At 42.5% G+C, this 19,203-nt stretch carries 16 protein-coding genes; 9 read left to right on the top strand and 7 right to left on the bottom strand.

The features are described 5' to 3' along the window. Positions 1-12: 12 nt before the first annotated feature. The 4 genes from MTO98_RS29570 to secG are packed head-to-tail and all read left to right on the top strand — an operon-like array spanning position 13 to position 3,566. The gene (locus MTO98_RS29570) at positions 13-1,272 is read left to right on the top strand and encodes a sigma-54-dependent Fis family transcriptional regulator (protein WP_243482638.1); all 1,260 of its coding nucleotides are present in this window, start codon (positions 13-15) and stop codon (positions 1,270-1,272) included. A 5-nt stretch (positions 1,273-1,277) separates the two neighbouring features. Continuing rightward, positions 1,278-1,802, top strand: coding sequence for an LptE family protein (locus MTO98_RS29565; protein ID WP_243482636.1), 525 nt, complete (start codon positions 1,278-1,280; stop codon positions 1,800-1,802). Positions 1,803-1,823: 21 nt separating this feature from the next. Next, positions 1,824-3,185, top strand: coding sequence for a hypothetical protein (locus MTO98_RS29560; RefSeq protein ID WP_243482635.1), 1,362 nt, complete (start codon positions 1,824-1,826; stop codon positions 3,183-3,185). A gap of 9 nt (positions 3,186-3,194) precedes the next feature. Continuing rightward, positions 3,195-3,566: a preprotein translocase subunit SecG gene (secG, locus tag MTO98_RS29555; RefSeq protein ID WP_243482634.1), complete on the top strand. Its 372-nt coding sequence runs from the start codon at positions 3,195-3,197 to the stop codon at positions 3,564-3,566. Between the two features lie 253 nt (positions 3,567-3,819). Here the strand turns inward: secG and MTO98_RS29550 are convergent, their stop codons facing one another. The 6 genes from MTO98_RS29550 to MTO98_RS29525 form a co-directional block, all read right to left on the bottom strand. After that, positions 3,820-4,158, bottom strand: a complete 339-nt coding sequence (locus tag MTO98_RS29550) for a hypothetical protein (protein ID WP_243482633.1) — start codon at positions 4,156-4,158, stop codon at positions 3,820-3,822. An 89-nt stretch (positions 4,159-4,247) separates the two neighbouring features. Next, positions 4,248-5,117 (bottom strand): aldose 1-epimerase family protein, encoded by an 870-nt coding sequence (locus MTO98_RS29545; RefSeq protein WP_243482632.1) that lies wholly within the window; start codon positions 5,115-5,117, stop codon positions 4,248-4,250. A 111-nt stretch (positions 5,118-5,228) separates the two neighbouring features. Continuing rightward, the gene (locus tag MTO98_RS29540) at positions 5,229-7,676 is read right to left on the bottom strand and encodes a bifunctional YncE family protein/alkaline phosphatase family protein (RefSeq protein WP_243482631.1); all 2,448 of its coding nucleotides are present in this window, start codon (positions 7,674-7,676) and stop codon (positions 5,229-5,231) included. A gap of 151 nt (positions 7,677-7,827) precedes the next feature. Continuing rightward, the gene (gene galB / locus MTO98_RS29535) at positions 7,828-10,260 is read right to left on the bottom strand and encodes a beta-galactosidase GalB (protein WP_243482630.1); all 2,433 of its coding nucleotides are present in this window, start codon (positions 10,258-10,260) and stop codon (positions 7,828-7,830) included. Positions 10,261-10,488: 228 nt separating this feature from the next. Beyond that, positions 10,489-10,779 (bottom strand): putative quinol monooxygenase, encoded by a 291-nt coding sequence (locus MTO98_RS29530; RefSeq protein ID WP_243482629.1) that lies wholly within the window; start codon positions 10,777-10,779, stop codon positions 10,489-10,491. Continuing rightward, positions 10,745-11,383 (bottom strand): NAD(P)H-dependent oxidoreductase, encoded by a 639-nt coding sequence (locus MTO98_RS29525; protein WP_243482628.1) that lies wholly within the window; start codon positions 11,381-11,383, stop codon positions 10,745-10,747. Before MTO98_RS29525 ends, MTO98_RS29530 begins: the two co-directional genes overlap by 35 nt. A 98-nt stretch (positions 11,384-11,481) precedes the next feature. Between MTO98_RS29525 and MTO98_RS29520 the strand changes: the two genes are divergently transcribed. Then, a complete protein-coding gene (locus tag MTO98_RS29520; RefSeq protein WP_243482627.1) occupies positions 11,482-12,378 on the top strand; it encodes a LysR family transcriptional regulator in 897 nt (298 codons plus the stop codon). 186 nt (positions 12,379-12,564) lie between these two features. Here MTO98_RS29520 and MTO98_RS29515 read toward each other — a convergent pair whose 3' ends face one another. After that, the gene (locus tag MTO98_RS29515; protein ID WP_243482626.1) at positions 12,565-12,957 is read right to left on the bottom strand and encodes a DoxX family membrane protein; all 393 of its coding nucleotides are present in this window, start codon (positions 12,955-12,957) and stop codon (positions 12,565-12,567) included. A 116-nt stretch (positions 12,958-13,073) separates the two neighbouring features. Here MTO98_RS29515 and msrA point away from each other — a divergent pair, with 116 nt between their 5' ends. The 4 genes from msrA to MTO98_RS29495 all read left to right on the top strand — a co-directional run bounded on the left by msrA (position 13,074) and on the right by MTO98_RS29495 (position 19,183). Continuing rightward, positions 13,074-13,619: a peptide-methionine (S)-S-oxide reductase MsrA gene (msrA, locus tag MTO98_RS29510; RefSeq protein ID WP_243482625.1), complete on the top strand. Its 546-nt coding sequence runs from the start codon at positions 13,074-13,076 to the stop codon at positions 13,617-13,619. A gap of 218 nt (positions 13,620-13,837) precedes the next feature. Further along, positions 13,838-14,644 (top strand): 5'-nucleotidase, lipoprotein e(P4) family, encoded by an 807-nt coding sequence (locus MTO98_RS29505; RefSeq protein WP_243482624.1) that lies wholly within the window; start codon positions 13,838-13,840, stop codon positions 14,642-14,644. Positions 14,645-14,898: 254 nt separating this feature from the next. Beyond that, positions 14,899-16,194 (top strand): DASH family cryptochrome, encoded by a 1,296-nt coding sequence (locus MTO98_RS29500; RefSeq protein ID WP_243482623.1) that lies wholly within the window; start codon positions 14,899-14,901, stop codon positions 16,192-16,194. Between the two features lie 172 nt (positions 16,195-16,366). Beyond that, positions 16,367-19,183, top strand: coding sequence for a 2-oxoglutarate dehydrogenase E1 component (locus MTO98_RS29495; RefSeq protein ID WP_243482621.1), 2,817 nt, complete (start codon positions 16,367-16,369; stop codon positions 19,181-19,183). Positions 19,184-19,203 lie beyond the last annotated feature (20 nt).

Here is a 19,203-nt window from a genome sequence, read left to right as displayed (position 1 = left end):
ACTAACAAAACAATGGAAGTACAAGAAATAAAACAACGCTTTGGGATCATTGGCAATTCGCCATTGCTTAACCGGGCTATAACTATAGCAAACCAGGTTTCGCCTACTGATATTTCGGTATTAATTACCGGCGAGAGTGGTAGTGGCAAGGAGGTTTTTTCGCACATCATACACCAGATGAGCCCGCGTAAGCATGGCCCATTCATTGCGGTTAACTGTGGTGCAATACCCGAGGGTACTATCGATTCAGAACTTTTTGGCCACGAAAAAGGTGCTTACACAGGTGCCGTTGGCGAACGTAAAGGGTATTTTGAAACCGTAAATGGCGGTACCATATTTTTAGATGAAATTGCCGAAATGCCGCTGGGCACCCAGGCCCGTTTGCTGCGGGTGCTTGAATCGGGCCAATATATTAAAGTAGGCTCATCAAAAGTTGAAAAAACAAATGTGCGCGTTATTGCGGCTACCAATGTTGATGTGTATGAGGCCGTAAAGAATGGGAAATTTCGCGAGGACCTTTACTATCGTTTAAACACGGTGCCCTTGAAGATCCCGCCATTGCGTGACAGGAAGGAAGACGTGTTTTTACTGTTTAGAAAGTTTACCGCCGATTTTACTGATAAATACCGTACGCCCCCAATTCAGCTTGATGAAGAGGCGCAACAGGTATTATCAAACTATTCGTGGCCCGGCAACGTAAGGCAGTTGAAAAATATGGCCGAGCAATTGGCAGTATTGGAGCGCGACAGGATCATCACGGCGCAAACATTGCTTACTTATATCCCGCATGAAACCGGCGGACGCAACCTGCCCATGCGCCTGGATAATCAACCTAAAGAGGATTTCTCCGAACGGGACATCCTGTACAAAGTATTGTTTGACATGAAGCGGGATATGGTGGAACTGAAAAAGCTGGTGGCTGATATTATTGAGCATGGTGGTGTTTCGCCGCATTATGCCAACAATCCGCAAACCTTAAACCAGCTTTATCGGGATATTGAGCTGCATGGCAATAACGAGTCACAATTTACTTTGCAACAACCCGTTAATACCGTTACAAATAACAGCGGTAATAATAACAACACTATCGACGGCTTTAATATAACTCATGATGCCGAAGAAGTGGAAGAATCACTGTCGTTGATTGAAAAGGAATCAGACCTGATCCGTAAGGCTTTGAAAAAGCATAAAGGCAAACGTAAGCTTGCCGCTAACGAATTAGGAATTTCTGAACGTACTTTATACAGGAAGATAAAAGAGCTAAACTTATAATATTGATGAAAAAACTTTTGGGACTTGTTTCGGTGTTAGTGCTGGTGCTTATATGTCCATCATGTTACACGCTCAAAAATCAATCAATCCCGCCCGGTCTTAAAACCATTAATGTACAGTTTTTTGAAAACAATGCTGCGTTGGTGGTTAATAACCTGAGCCAAACTTTTACCGAAGCGTTAAAAGACAGGATCCGTACACAAACCAGCCTCAGTTTAGTACGCGGCGAAGCCGATGCAACTATGTCGGGTGCCATTACTGGTTATTCTATCGCTCCTGCTTCTATACAGGCTACAGCAAATAATGTTGCGCCCATTGCCGATGCTAACAGGCTTACTATCACCGTTAGGGTTAAGTTTTCATTTGACGCCGCGAAAACTCCGGCAGAGAAAAAGCTGAGTTTTGAGCAAAGTTTTACTAAGTTTGCCGACTATCGGGGGGATATTTCTGCGCAGGAGCAGAACCTGATACAGCAAATTAATAAGCAGTTAATAGAAGATATTTTTAACGCAGCCTTTTCTAATTGGTAGGCAATTTGTATTTTCAACCACGTGGATCAATATTTGAATAGCAGGCAATACGAAATATTAGATGAACTGTTGGCCAATCCGGCCGAGACAGGTTCTTTTTACGGCTATAACCTGCAGCAACTGGTTGATGCCTACCCGCAAAGTGGCATTTTACGTGCCCTGCTTGCTCATGCAGGTACTATAAAAGATGTGCAGCGTGCAGCGGTTTATTACCAACCTGCTTTATTACATAAACTGATTCATGAACCGGATGTTCTTGTTCCGGTAAATCCCTCGCAGATAGTTGATCTGAGCGATCTTACTCCTGTAGCCAACACACCGGTTGCCGAAAATTATTTTAATATTGGTACTGCTGTTGATGAGCTTCAGGATACTTTACCACCGCCTGTTCCGGAAGGGGCTGCCCTTAGCACGGATCAAGAGCCGGACAATTTTGATTTTACAGGTACCGGTCATCATGAAGTTGAAGTTGCAGAGCCTGTGGCAGAAGTTGTTGGTGCCAGCCCGGATGTTGCAGAACCTAACAGGGAAACAGTTGACACCACTCATGATATAGATGATGAGGTGTACGATGAAATTGTAGGGATTGAAAATATAAGCATAGGTCAGGCTAATGCGAATGAGCCTGCCGCTGTTGATAATACTGATGCCGCCGGTCAGGAAGTGACGGCAACTCCGGTTGCTGTTGATGAGGCTAAGGACGTAAAGGACGATGTAACCGAAAAATGGATAATCGGTAATATTGCTTCAACAGATTATTTTTTATTCGATAATTCGGTAGCTGATACACGAAGCGAAGACAAAGTTGCAGAGCAGGAGCCAGTTTCTCAACCCTCAAAGAGTGGGGTTTCTGAGCAGCCTGAAGTGGTATCAAAATACCACGACGAAAAAATGCCATATACCTTTATGTGGTGGTTAGATAAAACCCGTAAAGAGTATGCATCAACTTATCAGCCTTATAATATTGAAACAGCTGCACAGGTAAAAGCGCCTGTGGTTTCCGATAATCAAACTGCCGATGCACTACAGCATCAGTATTATGAAAATATCTTCCATTCACAATCTCTTGAGGAGCTGGAGAGAACCCCTCAGCCCGATGTTCCGGAGATAAAGAGAAAGGAAGATATCATCATTGAGAAGTTTATTAAGGAAGAACCCCAGATCAGGCCGCCATCAATGGATAAGCTTGATAACGAGAATAAAGCAAAGAAAAGTTCGGAAGATAGAAACGACCTGGTAAGTGAAACCCTGGCACAGATTTACATCGACCAGATGTTGTATCATAAAGCTATTGCAACTTACAAAAAATTGATGTTGAAATTCCCGGAAAAAAGCCGTTACTTTGCAAGCCAAATTGAGCAGTTAGAAAAGAAAACTAATTAATATAAAGAAATGTATATCGTTTTAATCATTGTTACCGTAATTGTATGCGCTCTGTTAGGGCTTATCGTACTTATCCAAAACCCTAAAGGCGGTGGTTTGTCATCAAATTTTTCAAGCTCATCACAATTAATGGGTGTACAAAAAACCGGCGATTTTTTAGAAAAAGGTACCTGGGCATTAGCTATCGCTTTGATGGTACTGTCATTAGCTATTAACGTAGCTGTAAAAGGTGGCTCATCTGCAAGCAATGATAACCCTGCATTACGTGAGCAAATTGAAAAGGCTTCAAAACCAAGCAACGCGCTTCCTTCAACAGCTCCGGCATTAACACCATCTGCTTCACCGGCAGCAGCTCCTAAAGCAGACACTGGCAAAAAATAATAAAGTATTTTAATTAAGATATTAAAGGCCCCTGAATATGTTTAGGGGCTTTTTTGTTGCACTCTGAATGGGATATAAAAACGTCATTGCGAGGTACAAAGCAATACCCGACCTACAGAGCTGCCCTGTATAGTTCGCGATTGCTTTGTACCTTGCAATGACGTAGTGGAAACGTTATATTTATAAATCAAACCCAACAAAAAACGCCCCCGATTTTCGTCGGGGGCGTTTTTACTATACAAAGTAATTCCAATTATAATATCAGGATCAATACTAAAATAATGATAATGATAGCGCCTACTGAAAGGTAAATACCGCCGCCGCCAAGGGCATTAGCTTCTTTTTTCATCCCTTTAAGTTCGGTACGAAGCTCTTTGCGTTCCTGTTTTGTAAGCTCCGATTTATCCATCGCTTTGATCTCATTTACACGGGCCTTGATTTCCTCAACACGGGCTTGTTTTTGCTCGGTTGTCATGGTGGCTATTTCTTCCTTGCTTAGCGGGGTAAGCGCGTGGCTGTCGGCAGCAAAAGTATTCAGTGCTGTAAACGACAGCAATACAGTAAGAGCTAATAAATAAATTTTAGTTTTCATAGTTTTCATATTTAAGTGATTCTTTTTATGAAAGAGAAAAACTGTGAAAAATGTTTTATCTAAATTTAAAATTAAAGTAAACCTGATGTTTACAAACAAACAAAATATGCCGATTCAAAAACATGCCCCGCGCTTAATTTTTGAATAGCTTCCTTTTCTTTAATATCAACGTGTTTGCCCTCTGTATCAGCGCAGCCAAGCCATGGTTCTATGCAAACAAAATCAGCCCCGGGTTTTGCCCATATACCAAGATAATTAAAATGCGGAAACTCAAGCGCCAGGGTTTGGTCATGCTTGTCGCTTTTAATAGTTACCATGCGCGATTTTAGATCTTTAAAAACAAGCGCATCGTCATTAAATAAGTTTCGGGTTAAATGAAGCTTTTTATTAGGCGTTGGCACGGGGTGGGTTACTCCATTGAAAAAGCCATCTTTTGATAAAAGATGCGTGTCAAAATGCTCTTCGGTTTCAAACTCCAGATAATAGTCTTCATAATTTTCGCCTTTATTGAAAGGTACATTGAAGGCCGGGTGACCGCCAACCGAAAAATAGATCGACTTTTTATCGAGGTTGATCACTTTATAGGTAATGCGGAGTGCATTGTCGATAAGGTGGTACAAGATCTGGAAATCAAATTTGAAGGGATAAACCTTTAAAGTGTTCTCACAATTGGGTAAGGAATAACTCGCGGAAGTTTCATCCGACTCTAATAAAAAAAACTCCGACTGCCGGGCAAACCCATGACGTGACATTGCATATTTTTCGCCATCCACCAAAAGTTCATTGTTGATCAGGCCGCCAACAATAGGGAAAAGGTTGGGGGCGTGCCAGGGCCAGATTTTTTCATCGGCCTGCCACATGTGTTCAAAACCTGTGGCTTTGTTAATAAATGAACTAAGCTGAGCGCCTTTGGTGTCAATAGCTACTTTAATGTGCTCGTTTTCTAAATAAGTGATCATAGGAGTATAATTAATGTGAAAGCCCGGAGTTACAAACAAGTAACCGGGCTTTAAACTAATGTATTAAAGATTCGTTAATTGGACAACTTCCGGTTAAACGAAGTTAACAAATCAATCATCATCCTGTTCTTTTTTAGGTTCTAAAATTACAAAGGCGCTCCTTTTTGGCGCAGGCATGACAGATGACTCACCTTTTACGTACTTCCAAACCACTTCATTCAAGTCGATGTCGGGTGCTGCGTCTTCTTTAGCAAAATTAAACAACTCCGAGCGTTTACTACTTTCGTTTACAGCTATATTACGCTGCTCCAAATCAACCTGCGCGGGTTTGGCTGTATATGGTGTAAAATCGGGTTTGCTGGTAAAGCAATCATACAAGGGCATAGCAGCCGCATCATACTGGCTCATTGGCGGTAAGCCCAAAATAAGTTCCATGGTACGTAAAACACCCGAGGTAGAATACATGCCATGGACTACCGCGTTTCGTTTTACATAAGGACCGGCAACAAATACCGGCGAACGGTGTGCATCTACGTGGTCGGGGCCGTTTTGGGCATCGTCTTCCAATATAAAAACTGCTGATTCTTTCCAGATCGGGCTATGCGATAAATGCTCAATGAACTGGCCAATGGCAAGGTCGTTGTCGCCAACAGCTGCAATGGGCGATATTGCACCTTTGCGCTGCCCGCTGGTATGATCATTTGAAATACGCACGGTATTAAAATGCGGCACAGCATTTATAGTTAACAGCGAATCAAAATCATGCGCCCAGATCTCGGTACGTTTAACATCTTTAACATTTAGGTCGAACCCCGGTGATTGGACACAAAAATGTCCCTCAAGCGATTTTAGGTTTGCCTTGCCGGGGTTGCCATCGCTCACAAATTCGCCGTAAGTACGATAGCTTACACCAGCACGTTTGCAGTAATCCCATATAAATCCATCGCGAGGATAGGCAGCTTTACGGGTACCTTCAAAATCATAGTTACCGCCGCGGCCGCCATAACTGGTTGGCCATGTTTTTTCCACAAAATCGGTAGCATAAGCGGCCATGCTCCAGTTGTGCCCGTCGGCGCTCACCTCGGCATCAACATAAAAGTTATCAAGCAATACAAACTCATTGGCTATGGCGTGGTGGTTAGGTGTTACTTTATTGCCGAAAATGCAAAGCGAAGTATCTCCGTTCCCCTGCTGCATATCGCCTAAAACCTGGTCGTAAGTGCGGTTTTCTTTAATGATATAAAACACGTATTTAATGGGCGATTTTTCACCCACCCTGCGTGGAATAGGATTGCCTTCTTCGCCTTTTGCCGTTTTCTCAACCTGGGCATTAAATGGGGTATTAGCGTAAACCTGTTTAGTGTAAGTTTTTAGCTCTGCATCGGTTGGTGTATTGATAAAGGACAATGTGCCTTTGAACAAGCCGCCGATATACTGCTCCCGGCTGTTTATAGCACCTTGCTTATAACCGCTGTTGTCCGTTTTTTTAACCGGCTGCGGCCCTCTCGGGTTAGCCATTGATGAAAAACCTTTGCCGTTTGATACCAAAATTTTACTGCCTAAAACTTTTACATTGGTAGGATACCAGCCAACCGGTATAAAGCCTTTGCTCTTGCTGCTGCCGGGCACAGTTACGTCAAATACTGCAAGGCAATTATTATCGGCATTGGCAATGTAAAGTGTTTTCCCGTTTTGCGATAGGGCCAGGCCGTTGCTTGTTGAACCGGTGAGACGTGTAGGATAGAGCGCTGTTGAAATGGTTTCTAATACTTTACGCGTAGTTGTATTTACTACCGATACCGCGTTGTCATTGGCATCGGCTACATACAGAAACTTTCCTTTCTTATCTAAAAGCAGTTCGTTTGGATGGCTGCTTGTTTTAATAGTGCTGAGCGTTTGTGTGGCTATGTTGTAAAAGCCAAGCATATCTCCTCCCCATAATGAAATATAAAGTGTTTTTTCATCGGGCGATAAAATGCAGCTGTAAGCTTCTGCCGGGAGTTTTACCTGTTTCAGTATCTCTTTCTTATCAGGATCGATAATGTAAAGAGTGCTGTCTTCCTTAGTGACCGAGTACAGGCGGCTGTTGCTTTTGTTAGTTACCATGCCGGTAGGGCAAACCTTGTTTTTGGGCCAGGCATTTGGTGCTAACCTGATGGTATCGGGTGTGCCCAGTTTGTTGTTTGCGATATTAAATACCAGGATCCAATTATCATTACCGCCCGATGCATACAGTTTTTTTTCATCGCGGCTAAAGGCAAGCCCGTACCATGATTTTTTAACCACAACTTCGTCCAGCAGTTTTTCATTTTTAGGGTCAATCAACTGTACCGACTGTGTACTTTGGCCATTGTTGGTAACTGCTAATAATTTGCCCGATGATGACAATTGCATATTAAGCGGCAAATCACCAAGAGGGAGGGAGTTTCCGGCGGGACTAAGCTTCCATCCGTTGGGTAATAATACCTGGCCTGTTTGTTCAATTTTACCCGGAGTTTGGGCAAATGATTGCAGCGCCGCAGTTAAAAATGCTATGCCAACGATGAGTTTTAATTTCATAAGAAAACGATTGTGATCAAAATTACAAAATCGTTTTATCCCTAAAGGCTTGTTAACAGAAACTTAACACAGGTAAAATCAAAACCCCTCTCTTTTGGGAGAAGGGTTTTGATTTTAAACTATAATACAATTTTTAAAGGCAGTTGATATTTTATTTGCTTTTTAACACCAATGTGCTGTTTTGCAAACCATCGGCCGAGGCGATTAAAGTAATCGTGCCTGCTTTTTCTTTAGCCTGCACAATGGCCAATGCAAGGCCATGAAATGCCTTGCGGTAATCTGCCTTGAACGGATCGTGACTAACCGGGGCGCCGTTATCAACACTCGCAATAAAACCTTCGCCGGTAATTTTAAAATTTACTTTATTGTCAGCATCAGGTACAACGTTGCCGTCTTTATCTAATATTTTTACGGTAACAAATGACAGGTCGTTACCATCTGCTTTAATTTGTGAACGATCTGCGGTAAGTTCAATTTTGGCAGGGGCACCGGCTGTATGGATCTCGCGGGTTAAAACTGTTTTGCCGTTTTTGCGCGATACTGCTTTAAGCGTTCCCTTTTCAAATTTTACACGCCACATTACATGCAGGTCGTCGCCGGTTTTCTTTTGGATCCCTAACGATTTACCGTTCAGATAAAGTTCAACCTCATCAGCATTGTTGTAATAAGCCCAGATATCTATCATTTTACCCGGTTCCCAGTTCCAGTGAGGGAAAATATGCAGAACCGGTTTGTTTGTCCACTCGCTTTGGTACATATAATACACATCCTTAGGAAAGCCGGCCAGGTCAATAATACCAAAGTATGAACTGCGCGACGGCCAGGAATATGGAGTTGGTTCGCCAAGATAGTCAAAGCCTGTCCAAATATACATGCCCGAAAGGAAGTTGTATTTTTTCATGATCTTCCAGGTCATCTCATGCGTTGAGCCCCAAGGTGGTCGGGTGTTATCATATGCCGAAACATTGTTGCCCTCTCTTACAAAAGGTTTATCCCAGCTTGTAGGCCATACGCGGATGCTGTCCGACGGCATTTCGTAGTAGCCACGTGTCTCTAATCCCGAAGTAGTTTCGGTGGCGATAAACTTTTTGCCGGGATAGCGGTCATGAAATTTAGCATAGTCAAATTCGTGATAATTATAGCCGATCAGGTCAATAGCTCCTGATTTAACAATTTTATTGGTAGTATCCGGGCGGTCATTCGCCGTAGTGATCGGGCGGGTTTTATCCAGGCTGTGAACAATGGCAGCCAACTCCGGAGCAATACGTAACGCACTGCTATCAGCCTGTTGAGGGATCTCGTTACCAATACTCCAGATCATGATGCTGGGATGGTTACGGTCGCGTTTAATCTGATCTTCCAGATCGCGTTTATGCCATTCTTTAAAAAAGAGATGGTAGTCATATTTGGCTTTTTTCCATTCCCAGCAATCAAAGGCTTCATCCATCACAATAAAACCCATTTTATCGCAAAGGTCAAGCAGTTCGGGAGCCGGAGGGTTGTGCGACGTACGGATGCCGTTACAACCCATAGCCTTTAGTATTTGAAGCTGGCGCTCTAAAGCGCGGTTATTCAAAGCAGCACCAAGGCTACCAAGATCATGGTGATCGCACACGCCCAGGATCTTCATCGGTTTACCGTTCAGACTAAAGCCTTTATCTGCATCAAAATTAAAATAACGGATCCCTACGTTAGTAGTATACTCATCCAATACTGTTTTTCCTTCAAGCAACTGGGTAACGGCTTTGTACAAATAGGGTTTTTCAACCGACCAAAGCACCGGGTTTTTGACAGTGAGTGTATGAGCCACCGTTAGTGCCGTATCCTTGCTTTTTGCTGCAGATAAAGCTTCGCCAGCTAACGATACCGGTTTACCGGCAGCATCGTAAAGTTTGGTACTAATCATTAGCCCGGGTTTTGTTTGGTAATTATGCAATTGCACCTGCACATTGATTTTAGCCGATGAACTGCTGATATCACTTGTAGTTACATAAGTGCCCCAATGATCAATAGCAGTTTTGCTGGTGGTAATTAGCCACACATGGCGGTAAATACCCGAACCCGAATACCAGCGGGAATTTGGCTGCACCGAGTTATCAACCTTAACAGCAATAACGTTGCTGCCACCAAAATTCAGGTAGGGGGTAAGCTCGTACCTGAACGAGATATACCCGTTTGGCCTGAAACCAAGATGATGACCGTTGATCCATACATCGCTTTTTTCATATACGCCATCAAAATCAATATAAACCAGTTTGCCTTTTGATGCTGCCGGAACAGTAAATGTTTTGCGGTACCAGCCTATGCCACCAGGCAAAGCGCCTCCTTCGGGAGTGGCGGGGTTATCTTTTGAAAACGAACCTTCTATACTCCAATCATGCGGGAGATTTAATGTGCGCCATTTACTATCATTAAGTGTTGTTTTTTCGCCGTTTTCAACAGCTCCGAGATTAAAACGCCAGCTTTTATCAAAGTTGAGCTTTTGGCGGGTTTGAGCAAAAGGTTTTAGGGCGGCCAGCATCAGGATAGCAAACATGCACGCACGCCAGTAAACCTTAACTCGGTAGGGTTTTATTGATGACATAATATTAGTTTGGATTAATTGTGTTTTCGACACTAAATTATAAATAATAGCTCAAAAGCAAAGTAATCCAAAGCTGTTTGGAAAAAATAAAACTGTATTGCTACGCACAGTGCGACCGGGTGTAAGCTCAAAATTTAAATAGTGTGGATACAGGCGGAATGATTCAAGAAAGTAATCAATAACAAAACGGCTTCCGATATTGGTCGGAAGCCGTTTTAGTGAATGTTGTTAATGGACCCTGTCTGTTTTATATATTCCCAGCGGGCCATCAATAATATCAGTTATCTGTTTACTGAACAATTGAAAATGTTCTTGTTTAACATGCTGATCAAGACCTTCCTGGCTTGCCCAGGTTTCGTGGAAAATAAACTGGGTTTCATCTGTTGTTGATTGGTACAGCTCGTATTGTAAGCAGGCTTCTTCTTGCCGGGATGCTGCTACCAGCTTATCCAAAAAATCTTTCATTTGGGCGGTAGTACCGGCTTTACACTTCACTAAGGCTGTTAAGTAAATTTTCATGGTTTGGGTTGTTTTGGGTAAACAGGTTATTTAAATGCTCCTGGTAGCGTTGCAGGTTCTCGTCAATATTGGCATTTTTCATCACATCATAAAAATGGATACTTTTTAAAGCTTGCATGCCGGTAAATGCGTTCATGCGGTGAAAGCCGAACATAGGGCCTTCATCAACACTGTGCTCATTAAAAAACTCTCCTGGCAGGGTGAAGGCTGTAACCGGCGCATTCCATGACGTGGTTAGCATATATTTTTTGCCATGCATTAACCCGCCGGTGCCGTAGTTGATTGCCGGGTTTTCGGCTGTGCGGCCGTCGCTGCGGTATATACCATTTTGATAGCCGGCTGTGAAAACTTCATCGATATATTTTTTTAAAGCATGCGGTACCTGGAACCACCAAACTGGGGTGTGGTAAATGATTATGTCGGCCCATTTATAGTTTTCCGCCTCCTGCATAGCATCGTATTCATGATTGACATCGGTTGAGCGCACTTCAAAATCAGGATGTTCGGTAAAGTATTGTACAGTAGTATCCAATAAAGTTTTATTAAACTTTCCGCCGGAGTGACCAAAGATCTGTCCGCCGTTTATTACAAATATGTTCTTCATTTTTATTTTCTTGTTTTAATTTATGACAAAATTACGGCTGATCTATCTACTATTAAAATAGTATAATTTATACATTTGTATCATAATTATGATAGATCATGGTAAATTTTGAATGGTTCCGTACGTTTAAGGCTATATATGAAACCGGGTCGTTAACCGGAGCAGCGGAGGCCTTGTTCATATCCCAGCCGGGTGTGAGCCTGCATTTAAGCTCGCTGGAAAGTTATGTAGGTTATAAACTGTTTGATCGCACCTCAAGAAAAATGGTCTCAACCGAGCGGGGCAAGATCCTGTATAACTATATCCAGGAGTCGATAAGTAAACTGGAGGATGCCGAACGGCACTTTCACAAAAGCACCGAAAAGGATGTGCCAACCATTAGTATAGGGATGTGTTTTGAAACATTTCAGTTCACGCTTGAATCTTATTTGCCAACGCTGCCTTTTAATGTGATCATCAAATTTGGCGAATATCCTGAAATGCTTGCCGATTTGGATGGCGGTATTCTGGATATGATAGTAACCCCTCATAAAGGTGATTATAAAACCCTTGAGTATAAACCTTTTTTCAAGGAACGGATAGTGGTACTGGCCGGGGCACAGACCCCCACCGAAGAGTTTAATGAATTGCTGAAGACTAAAGACCTTAACGAGATCCAGGCCTGGCTTAAGGCGCAAATTTGGTATGGTTCGTCTGGAGATATGGAGCATCTGCGCCGTTTCTGGCATATCAACTTTGGTAAGCGGCCTGATTTCAAGCCCAACTTTATTGTGCCTAACATGGGTTCTATTTTGCGATGCCTGAGCAATGGCAAGGGTATAGCGGTGATCCCCGATTTTCTTTCAAAAAAAGAACGCGACAACGGTAATATTAAATTGCTTTGGGAGGGTTATAACCTCATAGAAAATACACTGTATTTCGGCACCCGCAAAAAATCAATTTATGCGGAACAGATAGCTATAGTGCAGGAAATTTTTGAGCGGGAGATGGTGTGATGAAATTAAGTAATTGCCGAATTTTTAATAAATCATGTCATTGCGAGGAGCGAAATGGATAAGAGCGTGGGAGCGACGTGGCAATCGCATGCTATACAGAGCGGCTATGCTTCTGTGCGATTGCTTCGTACCTCGCAATGACATGACTTTTATGTAAACAGTAACTCCCAATGATATGATGACTTATCAAACTACCGGCGTTGCTTCAAATATGCCCGCATAATATTTACGATAAGCAAATAGCAGAAACACCTGTAAAACTATAACCGCAGATCCGATAGGGATCCCTGCCGGTGCCAAAATGGCATGGAATAGAAATATATTAAGCGAAATAGGCAGTAGTATCAGTACAAATAAAGCGGTGTAGCGATTAACGAGCAAAAAGAAGCCGCTTGCTATTTCTATCACCTTCATGTATTGAAAAAAATAGCCCGAGCCAAACAATCCGCCGCTAAAAGCTTGTGCCTTATCAGTCATGGGTGGCTGGGCCATGTGCAGGAACTGGAAAAAGAAGTTTAAACCAAACACCACGAATACGAGGCCAAGCAAAATGCGGGCAATTAGTACTGCAATTTTCATAATCAAACAGGTTTAATATAAGGTTAAACACTAAGTTTAGTAATTTAATTGACATATTCAAATTGTCCTCATATCTAACCGTTTAAACGGGCATTGCTTTTGATAAAACAGGTTATATGAACATTCAAAAAATAACTTTCGGCAATGGTTGCTTTTGGTGCACCGAAGCCGTTTTCCAATCCCTTAAAGGTGTAACATCAGTAACCTCAGGTTATATGGGCGGTAAAATTGCCAACCCAACTTATGAGCAGGTTTGTACAGGTGCTACCGGGCATGCAGAAGTGATCCATCTGGAATATGATGCCGATGTGATATCGTTTGATGAATTGTTGCTGGTTTTCTTTAAAACCCATAACCCAACAACACTTAACCGTCAGGGTGCTGATGTAGGCACGCAATATAGGTCGGCAATATTTTATTATAATGATGATCAAAAGCAAGCTTCAGAAGCGATGATCAAAACGCTTACCAATGAGCATGTTTTTGATGATCCTATTGTAACCGAAATTACCCCGGCAAGCGAGTTTTACAATGCCGAAGATTATCACCAAAACTATTTCAACGATAATCCTAACAAGTCATACTGTGCATTTGTTATCCAGCCAAAACTCAATAAATTTGCCAGGGAGTTTAAGGATAAAATAAAACCGGAGTTGTTGTAACAATATATTGTGGTCATCCCGAATTTATTTCGGGATCCCCGTTGTTAAGTCAACGTTACGGCAGCTAAGTGTTTGTGGGGACTGGACTTATCGAAGCATGGTGTGCACGCTTTGCACGCCGCCCTTCGGCGGGCTCAGGTTAACAGGTCCCCTTTGCTTAATGTGAGAGCACTCCGGTATTATGCACTCCGACTGACAATCCCTTTATATCAACCAACATGAAAAAAAGCTATAGTTATCTACTTTCGGGCCTGTTACTATTCAGTGCTTGTGCATCCGTTAAAAAAACTGCTACTTCAAATACCAGTATTGCCAATGATGGCAAAATCTGGGCTTCGTTATGGCAGCAGCGGGCGGCCGAATATAAAGCGCTATGCTTTCAGGCTTATAACATAGCTAAGCTTAGGGTTGATGAAGGGGTTAAAACTCCCGTTGATAAGCCCTGGGCTATCGTTACTGATATTGACGAAACTTTGCTTGATAACAGTCCATATGATGCACACCGTGCCTTGCAAAATTTAGATTACAACGATGCTACCTGGAAACAGTGGACTGATAAAGCCATTGCTGATACCGTTCCGGGAGCGCCTGCTTTTTTTAAGTATGCGGCATCTAAAGGTGTTACAATATTTTATATCACCAATCGCAATGAAAATGAACGGGCAAGTACGCTGAAAAACTTACAGCTATATAGCCTGCCTTTTGCCGACAATGAGCACTTGCTGCTTAAAACTACATCCTCAAGTAAAGAGGCAAGGAGGCTTGATGTTTTAAAAACGCATAATATCCTGTTGCTTTGCGGTGATAACCTACCCGATTTTGACCTGCTTTACGATAATCATCCAACTGAAGAAAGCAGGATCGCAACTACACAAAAGCTGCAAAAGGAATTTGGCAGCAGGTATATTGTTATTCCCAATCCTTCATATGGTGATTTTGAAGGGGCGCTGTTTCAATTTAACTACAAACTTACGCCTGCCCAAAAAGATTCAGTGATCAGGGCGAAGATCAAAGCCGACCAATAAGGGTTTTGTTATTTAACAGTTGACGGCTGTAGTGGCCGGGTTGCGGATATAACATAATTGTGTGCATTTGCGTATATTTACGCACTGATCCCTTTTGGGGTTTAATTATTTTAATGCAGCTAAAAGCTTTTTATCTGGGTTAGTGAATAATTAAATGTTTGGGTGATGTCATAATCTTGTGGCAAAATGTGCATAAAACGCAAATAAATTGCAAATTTGCATACTGCATTATTCAGTTAACCCCCTGTTTAACTATGAGTGATAGAACTATTCTGGTTTGGTTTAGAAATGATTTGCGCATAAACGATAACGAAATTTTGTTAGAAGCTGTACGCAAGGCTGATAAAGTACTGCCGGTTTATTGTTTTGATCCTTATTATTTTCAGCATACCGCGAGCGGTGCACCAAAAACAGGAAGCTTCAGGGCCCGGTTCTTAATTGAAGCTGTTGCCGATCTTCGCAAAAACTTACAGGGCTTTGGTGCCGAACTTATTATCCGGATTGGCAACCCTGCCGATGTGATCCCGCAGCTTGCCGAAGAGTATCATGTAAATGAGGTTTACCATCATCGTGAGGTGGCTTATGAGGAAACTAAAATCTCTGAAGAAGTGGAAGCAGCGCTATGGAAAATGAGGCTTAACCTTAAGCACTTTATTGGTCATACCATGTACCATAAGGAAGATCTTCCTTTCCCAATAAAAGATATTCCTGATAGTTTTGCGGTTTTTAAAAAGAAAGTTGAACGTGACAGTAATGTTCGTTCATGTGTGCCAACACCAGCGCATATTATTGTACCGGAAATTGCTGATGCCGGCGAATTGCCCACTTTGCAGCAATTGGGTTTAACCGAGCCGGTTGATGATCCCAGGGCTGCGGAATATTTTCAGGGTGGCGAAACTGCTGCACTGGTACAAATGCACAAATACTTTTCACATCTTGATATAGCTATCAAACAAAAAAATGGCCGCAGCGGCGCTGAGTTTTCGTCTAAACTTTCGCCGTGGCTGTCAATAGGCTGTATTTCTCCGCGCCAGGTTTACTGGGAAATTCAGAAATATGGCAGCAATGGCAACCTGTTAAAGCTTGAGTTGTTGTGGCGCGATTATTTCAGGTTCATGTTTAAAAAGCACGGGCAAAAATTTATCAAAGCTAAAGACGAAGCCCAGGATTTTGCACCGGATGCAGATATGTTGCTTCAAAAGTGGAAAAATGGCGAAACCGGGATTCCGCTTATTGATGCTGCAATGCATGAGCTTAATGCTACCGGATTTATCAGTAATCAAAACCGGCAAATTGTGGCAGGTTACCTGGTAAATACCATCAAGGCCGACTGGACACAGGGCGCTGCTTATTTTGAAGAAAAGCTAATAGACTATTCGCCGGCAAGCAATTGGGGCAACTGGGCCTTTATTGCCGGTGTTAATGATGCCAAAGAAAGCAAATACACAATAGCAACCAAGCTTCCCAAAGAGCTTGAAGCCAAAACCGATTTCGTAAATACCTGGCAGCCGTCATCAATTGATGATGCCGGAGACTTGGTTGAAGCTTAACCTTGGTTTGCTCTGAAATATTTTGTGTTTGCAGAAAAACAACAAGCCTTATTTTGAGTTTTCACCCCAATGGGTAAAATAAGCCCAATAATGGCTAAATTTCTTTACAATTAATTATGAAGTATATAGGGGTATATGCTTACTTTTGTACCGTTTTAAAGATCAATTTCACATGGATCGTCTCAATTATATAAATAGCGGAAACGCTGCCTACATATCTTCCCTATACGAACAATATAAACAGGAGCCGGAATCGGTAGATTACGGATGGCAAAAATTTTTTGAAGGTTTTGATTTTGGTAAAGATACCGATGCAGCCGGTGCAATTGCGCCTGGGGTTGTTGGCGAAGCTACTCCCGAACATTTCCTGAAAGAAATCAATGTATTAAACATGATAGATGGTTACCGCTCGCGCGGGCATTTGTTTGCAAAAACAAACCCTGTGCGTGAACGCCGCCATTATTTTCCGGGCAAGGAGCTTGAAACTTTTGGTTTAAGCGAAGCCGATCTGGATACGGTGTTCAATGCTGGTGTTGAAGTTGGCCTGGGTGCTGCTAAACTGCGCGATATCCGTCAGCTGCTTGAAGATACCTACTGCCGTACCATCGGTGCCGAGTATAAGTATATCCGCAATCCGATTAAGGTAAAATGGTTTGAAGAGCGGATGGAAAGCCGCCGCAATACACCTTCTTTTACAATTGATGAAAAGAAGGAAATGCTTAACAAGCTAAACGAGGCCGTTACCTTCGAAAACTTTTTGGGTACCAAATTCCTGGGTCAAAAACGTTTTTCGCTGGAAGGTGCCGAAGCCCTGATCCCGTCAATGGATTCGGTAATTAAAAATGGTGCCGACCTGGGTATAGAAGAGTTTATTATTGGTATGGCCCACCGCGGTCGTTTAAACGTACTGACCAATATTATGGAGAAAACCTATAAAGAGGTATTCTCTGAGTTTGAAGGTAAAAACTATGATTCTGAATCGCCTTTTGGTGGTGACGTAAAGTACCACTTAGGTTTTTCGACCGACGTACATACCAAAAGCGGCAAAAAGGTTCACCTGAGCCTTTGTCCTAACCCATCGCACCTGGAAGCTGTTGACCCGGTTGTAGAAGGTATCACCCGTTCAAAAATCGACTTTAAATACGGTGGCGACCATTCAAAGATTGCCCCGATCCTGATCCATGGCGATGCTTCAATTGCGGGCCAGGGTATAGTGTACGAAGTTTTGCAAATGGAAAAACTGGATGGCTACCGTACCGGCGGCACCATTCACCTGGTGATCAACAACCAGATAGGTTTTACCACAAATTATAAAGATGCCCGCTCAAGTACTTACTGTACTGATGTTGCTAAAACTGTGCTTTCGCCTGTTTTTCACGTAAACGGCGATGACGTTGAAGCTTTAGCTTATGTGGTGAACCTGGCCATAGAATACAGGCAGGTATTTAACGAGGATGTATTTATCGATATACTTTGCTACCGCCGTTATGGTCATAATGAGGCCGATGAGCCTAAATTCACCCAGCCGCTGTTATACAAAGCTATCGATGCACACCCTAACCCTCTAAAAATTTACAATCAGAAACTGGTTGACGAAGGCAGTATCGACGGTGAGTTTTTGAAAGGAATAGAAAAAGCTTTTAGAGATGAGCTACAGCAAAAGCTGGATGAAGTAAAATCAGAAGAAAGATTTACTGATACCATTGCCATGTTTGAAGGTGCCTGGAGCGGTTTGCACCTGGCAAGTCATAAAGAACTGGTAAGAGCTGTTGATACTTCAGTTGCTGAAGAAACCATTTTAGAAATTGGTAATAAATTAACTGTATTGCCGCCAAACAAAGAGTTTTTCAAAAAAATTGAAAAGCTGTTTGAGGACCGCAGCGCCATGGTAAATAAAACCAAGGTGTTTGACTGGGCCATGGGCGAACTGCTTGCTTACGGTACTTTATTGAAAGAAGGTTATCCGATCAGGCTAAGCGGCGAGGATGTAAAGCGTGGTACTTTCTCTCATCGTCATGCCGTATTAACGCTTGTTGATTCGGAAGATGAGTTTACACCGCTTGCCGATATTAATCCTGAAGCAAAACTGAGCATCTATAACTCTTTATTATCTGAGTATGGCGTTTTAGGTTTTGAATATGGCTATGCGCTTGCCAATCCTACTGCTTTAACCATTTGGGAAGCCCAATTCGGCGACTTTTTTAATGGTGCACAAATTATTGTTGACCAGTACATTGCCAGTGCCGAAACTAAATGGCAGCGTGGTAATGGCTTAGTAATGTTATTGCCTCACGGATATGAAGGCCAGGGCCCCGAGCACTCTTCTGCACGTGTTGAACGTTTCATGGAGCTTTGCGCCGATGATAATATCCAGGTGGCTAACTGTACTACTCCTGCCAACTTCTTCCATATTTTGCGCAGGCAAATGCACCGCGATTTCCGTAAGCCATTGATCATCTTTACACCAAAAAGCTTACTGCGCAGTCCTAAATGCGTATCGCCGATGGAAGATTTTACCAACGGTAAATTCCACGAGTTGATAGATGATACTTACGTTGATCCTAAAAAAGTAAAACGTGTATTGCTGTGTACAGGTAAAGTTTATTATGACTTGTTAGATAAGCAACAGGCCGATAAACGTAAAGATGTTGCCATAGTGCGTGTTGAACAGCTATATCCAACTCCGGTTACCCAAATCCTGAAGGTTAAAGCCAAGTATGAAAAGGCCGAATTTATCTGGGTACAGGAAGAACCTGAAAACATGGGTGCATGGCCATATATTTGCCGCAAGTTCCATAATGATAAACTGATTAACCTGAGCGTTATTTCAAGGATTGAAGGCAGCAGCACTGCTACCGGATTTGCTAAGCAGCACGCTGCCCAGCAACTATATATAGTTTCAAAGGCTTTTGAAGCTCCAGTAGGTAAAGTGGTTAAGGAATCAGTAAAAAAAACAACAAAGAAAATGGCTGATGCCGGTGCCGATTGATTTTTCAATTGATCATTCCT

It is taken from the genome of Mucilaginibacter sp. SMC90 (assembly GCF_022811725.1).
In the GTDB taxonomy this organism is placed as follows: Bacteria; Bacteroidota; Bacteroidia; order Sphingobacteriales; family Sphingobacteriaceae; genus Mucilaginibacter.
Note: the sequence above shows the minus strand (reverse complement) of the source record. Positions and strands in the feature narration are given on the sequence as shown.

Coding starts and splice junctions, on each gene's coding strand:
- MTO98_RS29570 (WP_243482638.1), top strand. CDS start 13: ATGGAAGTACAAGAAATAAAACAACGCTTTGGGATCATTGGCAATTCG.
- MTO98_RS29565 (WP_243482636.1), top strand. CDS start 1,278: ATGAAAAAACTTTTGGGACTTGTTTCGGTGTTAGTGCTGGTGCTTATA.
- secG (WP_243482634.1), top strand. CDS start 3,195: ATGTATATCGTTTTAATCATTGTTACCGTAATTGTATGCGCTCTGTTA.
- MTO98_RS29550 (WP_243482633.1), bottom strand. CDS start 4,158: ATGAAAACTAAAATTTATTTATTAGCTCTTACTGTATTGCTGTCGTTT.
- MTO98_RS29545 (WP_243482632.1), bottom strand. CDS start 5,117: ATGATCACTTATTTAGAAAACGAGCACATTAAAGTAGCTATTGACACC.
- MTO98_RS29540 (WP_243482631.1), bottom strand. CDS start 7,676: ATGAAATTAAAACTCATCGTTGGCATAGCATTTTTAACTGCGGCGCTG.
- galB (WP_243482630.1), bottom strand. CDS start 10,260: ATGTCATCAATAAAACCCTACCGAGTTAAGGTTTACTGGCGTGCGTGC.
- MTO98_RS29530 (WP_243482629.1), bottom strand. CDS start 10,779: ATGAAAATTTACTTAACAGCCTTAGTGAAGTGTAAAGCCGGTACTACC.
- MTO98_RS29525 (WP_243482628.1), bottom strand. CDS start 11,383: ATGAAGAACATATTTGTAATAAACGGCGGACAGATCTTTGGTCACTCC.
- MTO98_RS29520 (WP_243482627.1), top strand. CDS start 11,482: ATGGTAAATTTTGAATGGTTCCGTACGTTTAAGGCTATATATGAAACC.
- MTO98_RS29515 (WP_243482626.1), bottom strand. CDS start 12,957: ATGAAAATTGCAGTACTAATTGCCCGCATTTTGCTTGGCCTCGTATTC.
- msrA (WP_243482625.1), top strand. CDS start 13,074: ATGAACATTCAAAAAATAACTTTCGGCAATGGTTGCTTTTGGTGCACC.
- MTO98_RS29505 (WP_243482624.1), top strand. CDS start 13,838: ATGAAAAAAAGCTATAGTTATCTACTTTCGGGCCTGTTACTATTCAGT.
- MTO98_RS29500 (WP_243482623.1), top strand. CDS start 14,899: ATGAGTGATAGAACTATTCTGGTTTGGTTTAGAAATGATTTGCGCATA.
- MTO98_RS29495 (WP_243482621.1), top strand. CDS start 16,367: ATGGATCGTCTCAATTATATAAATAGCGGAAACGCTGCCTACATATCT.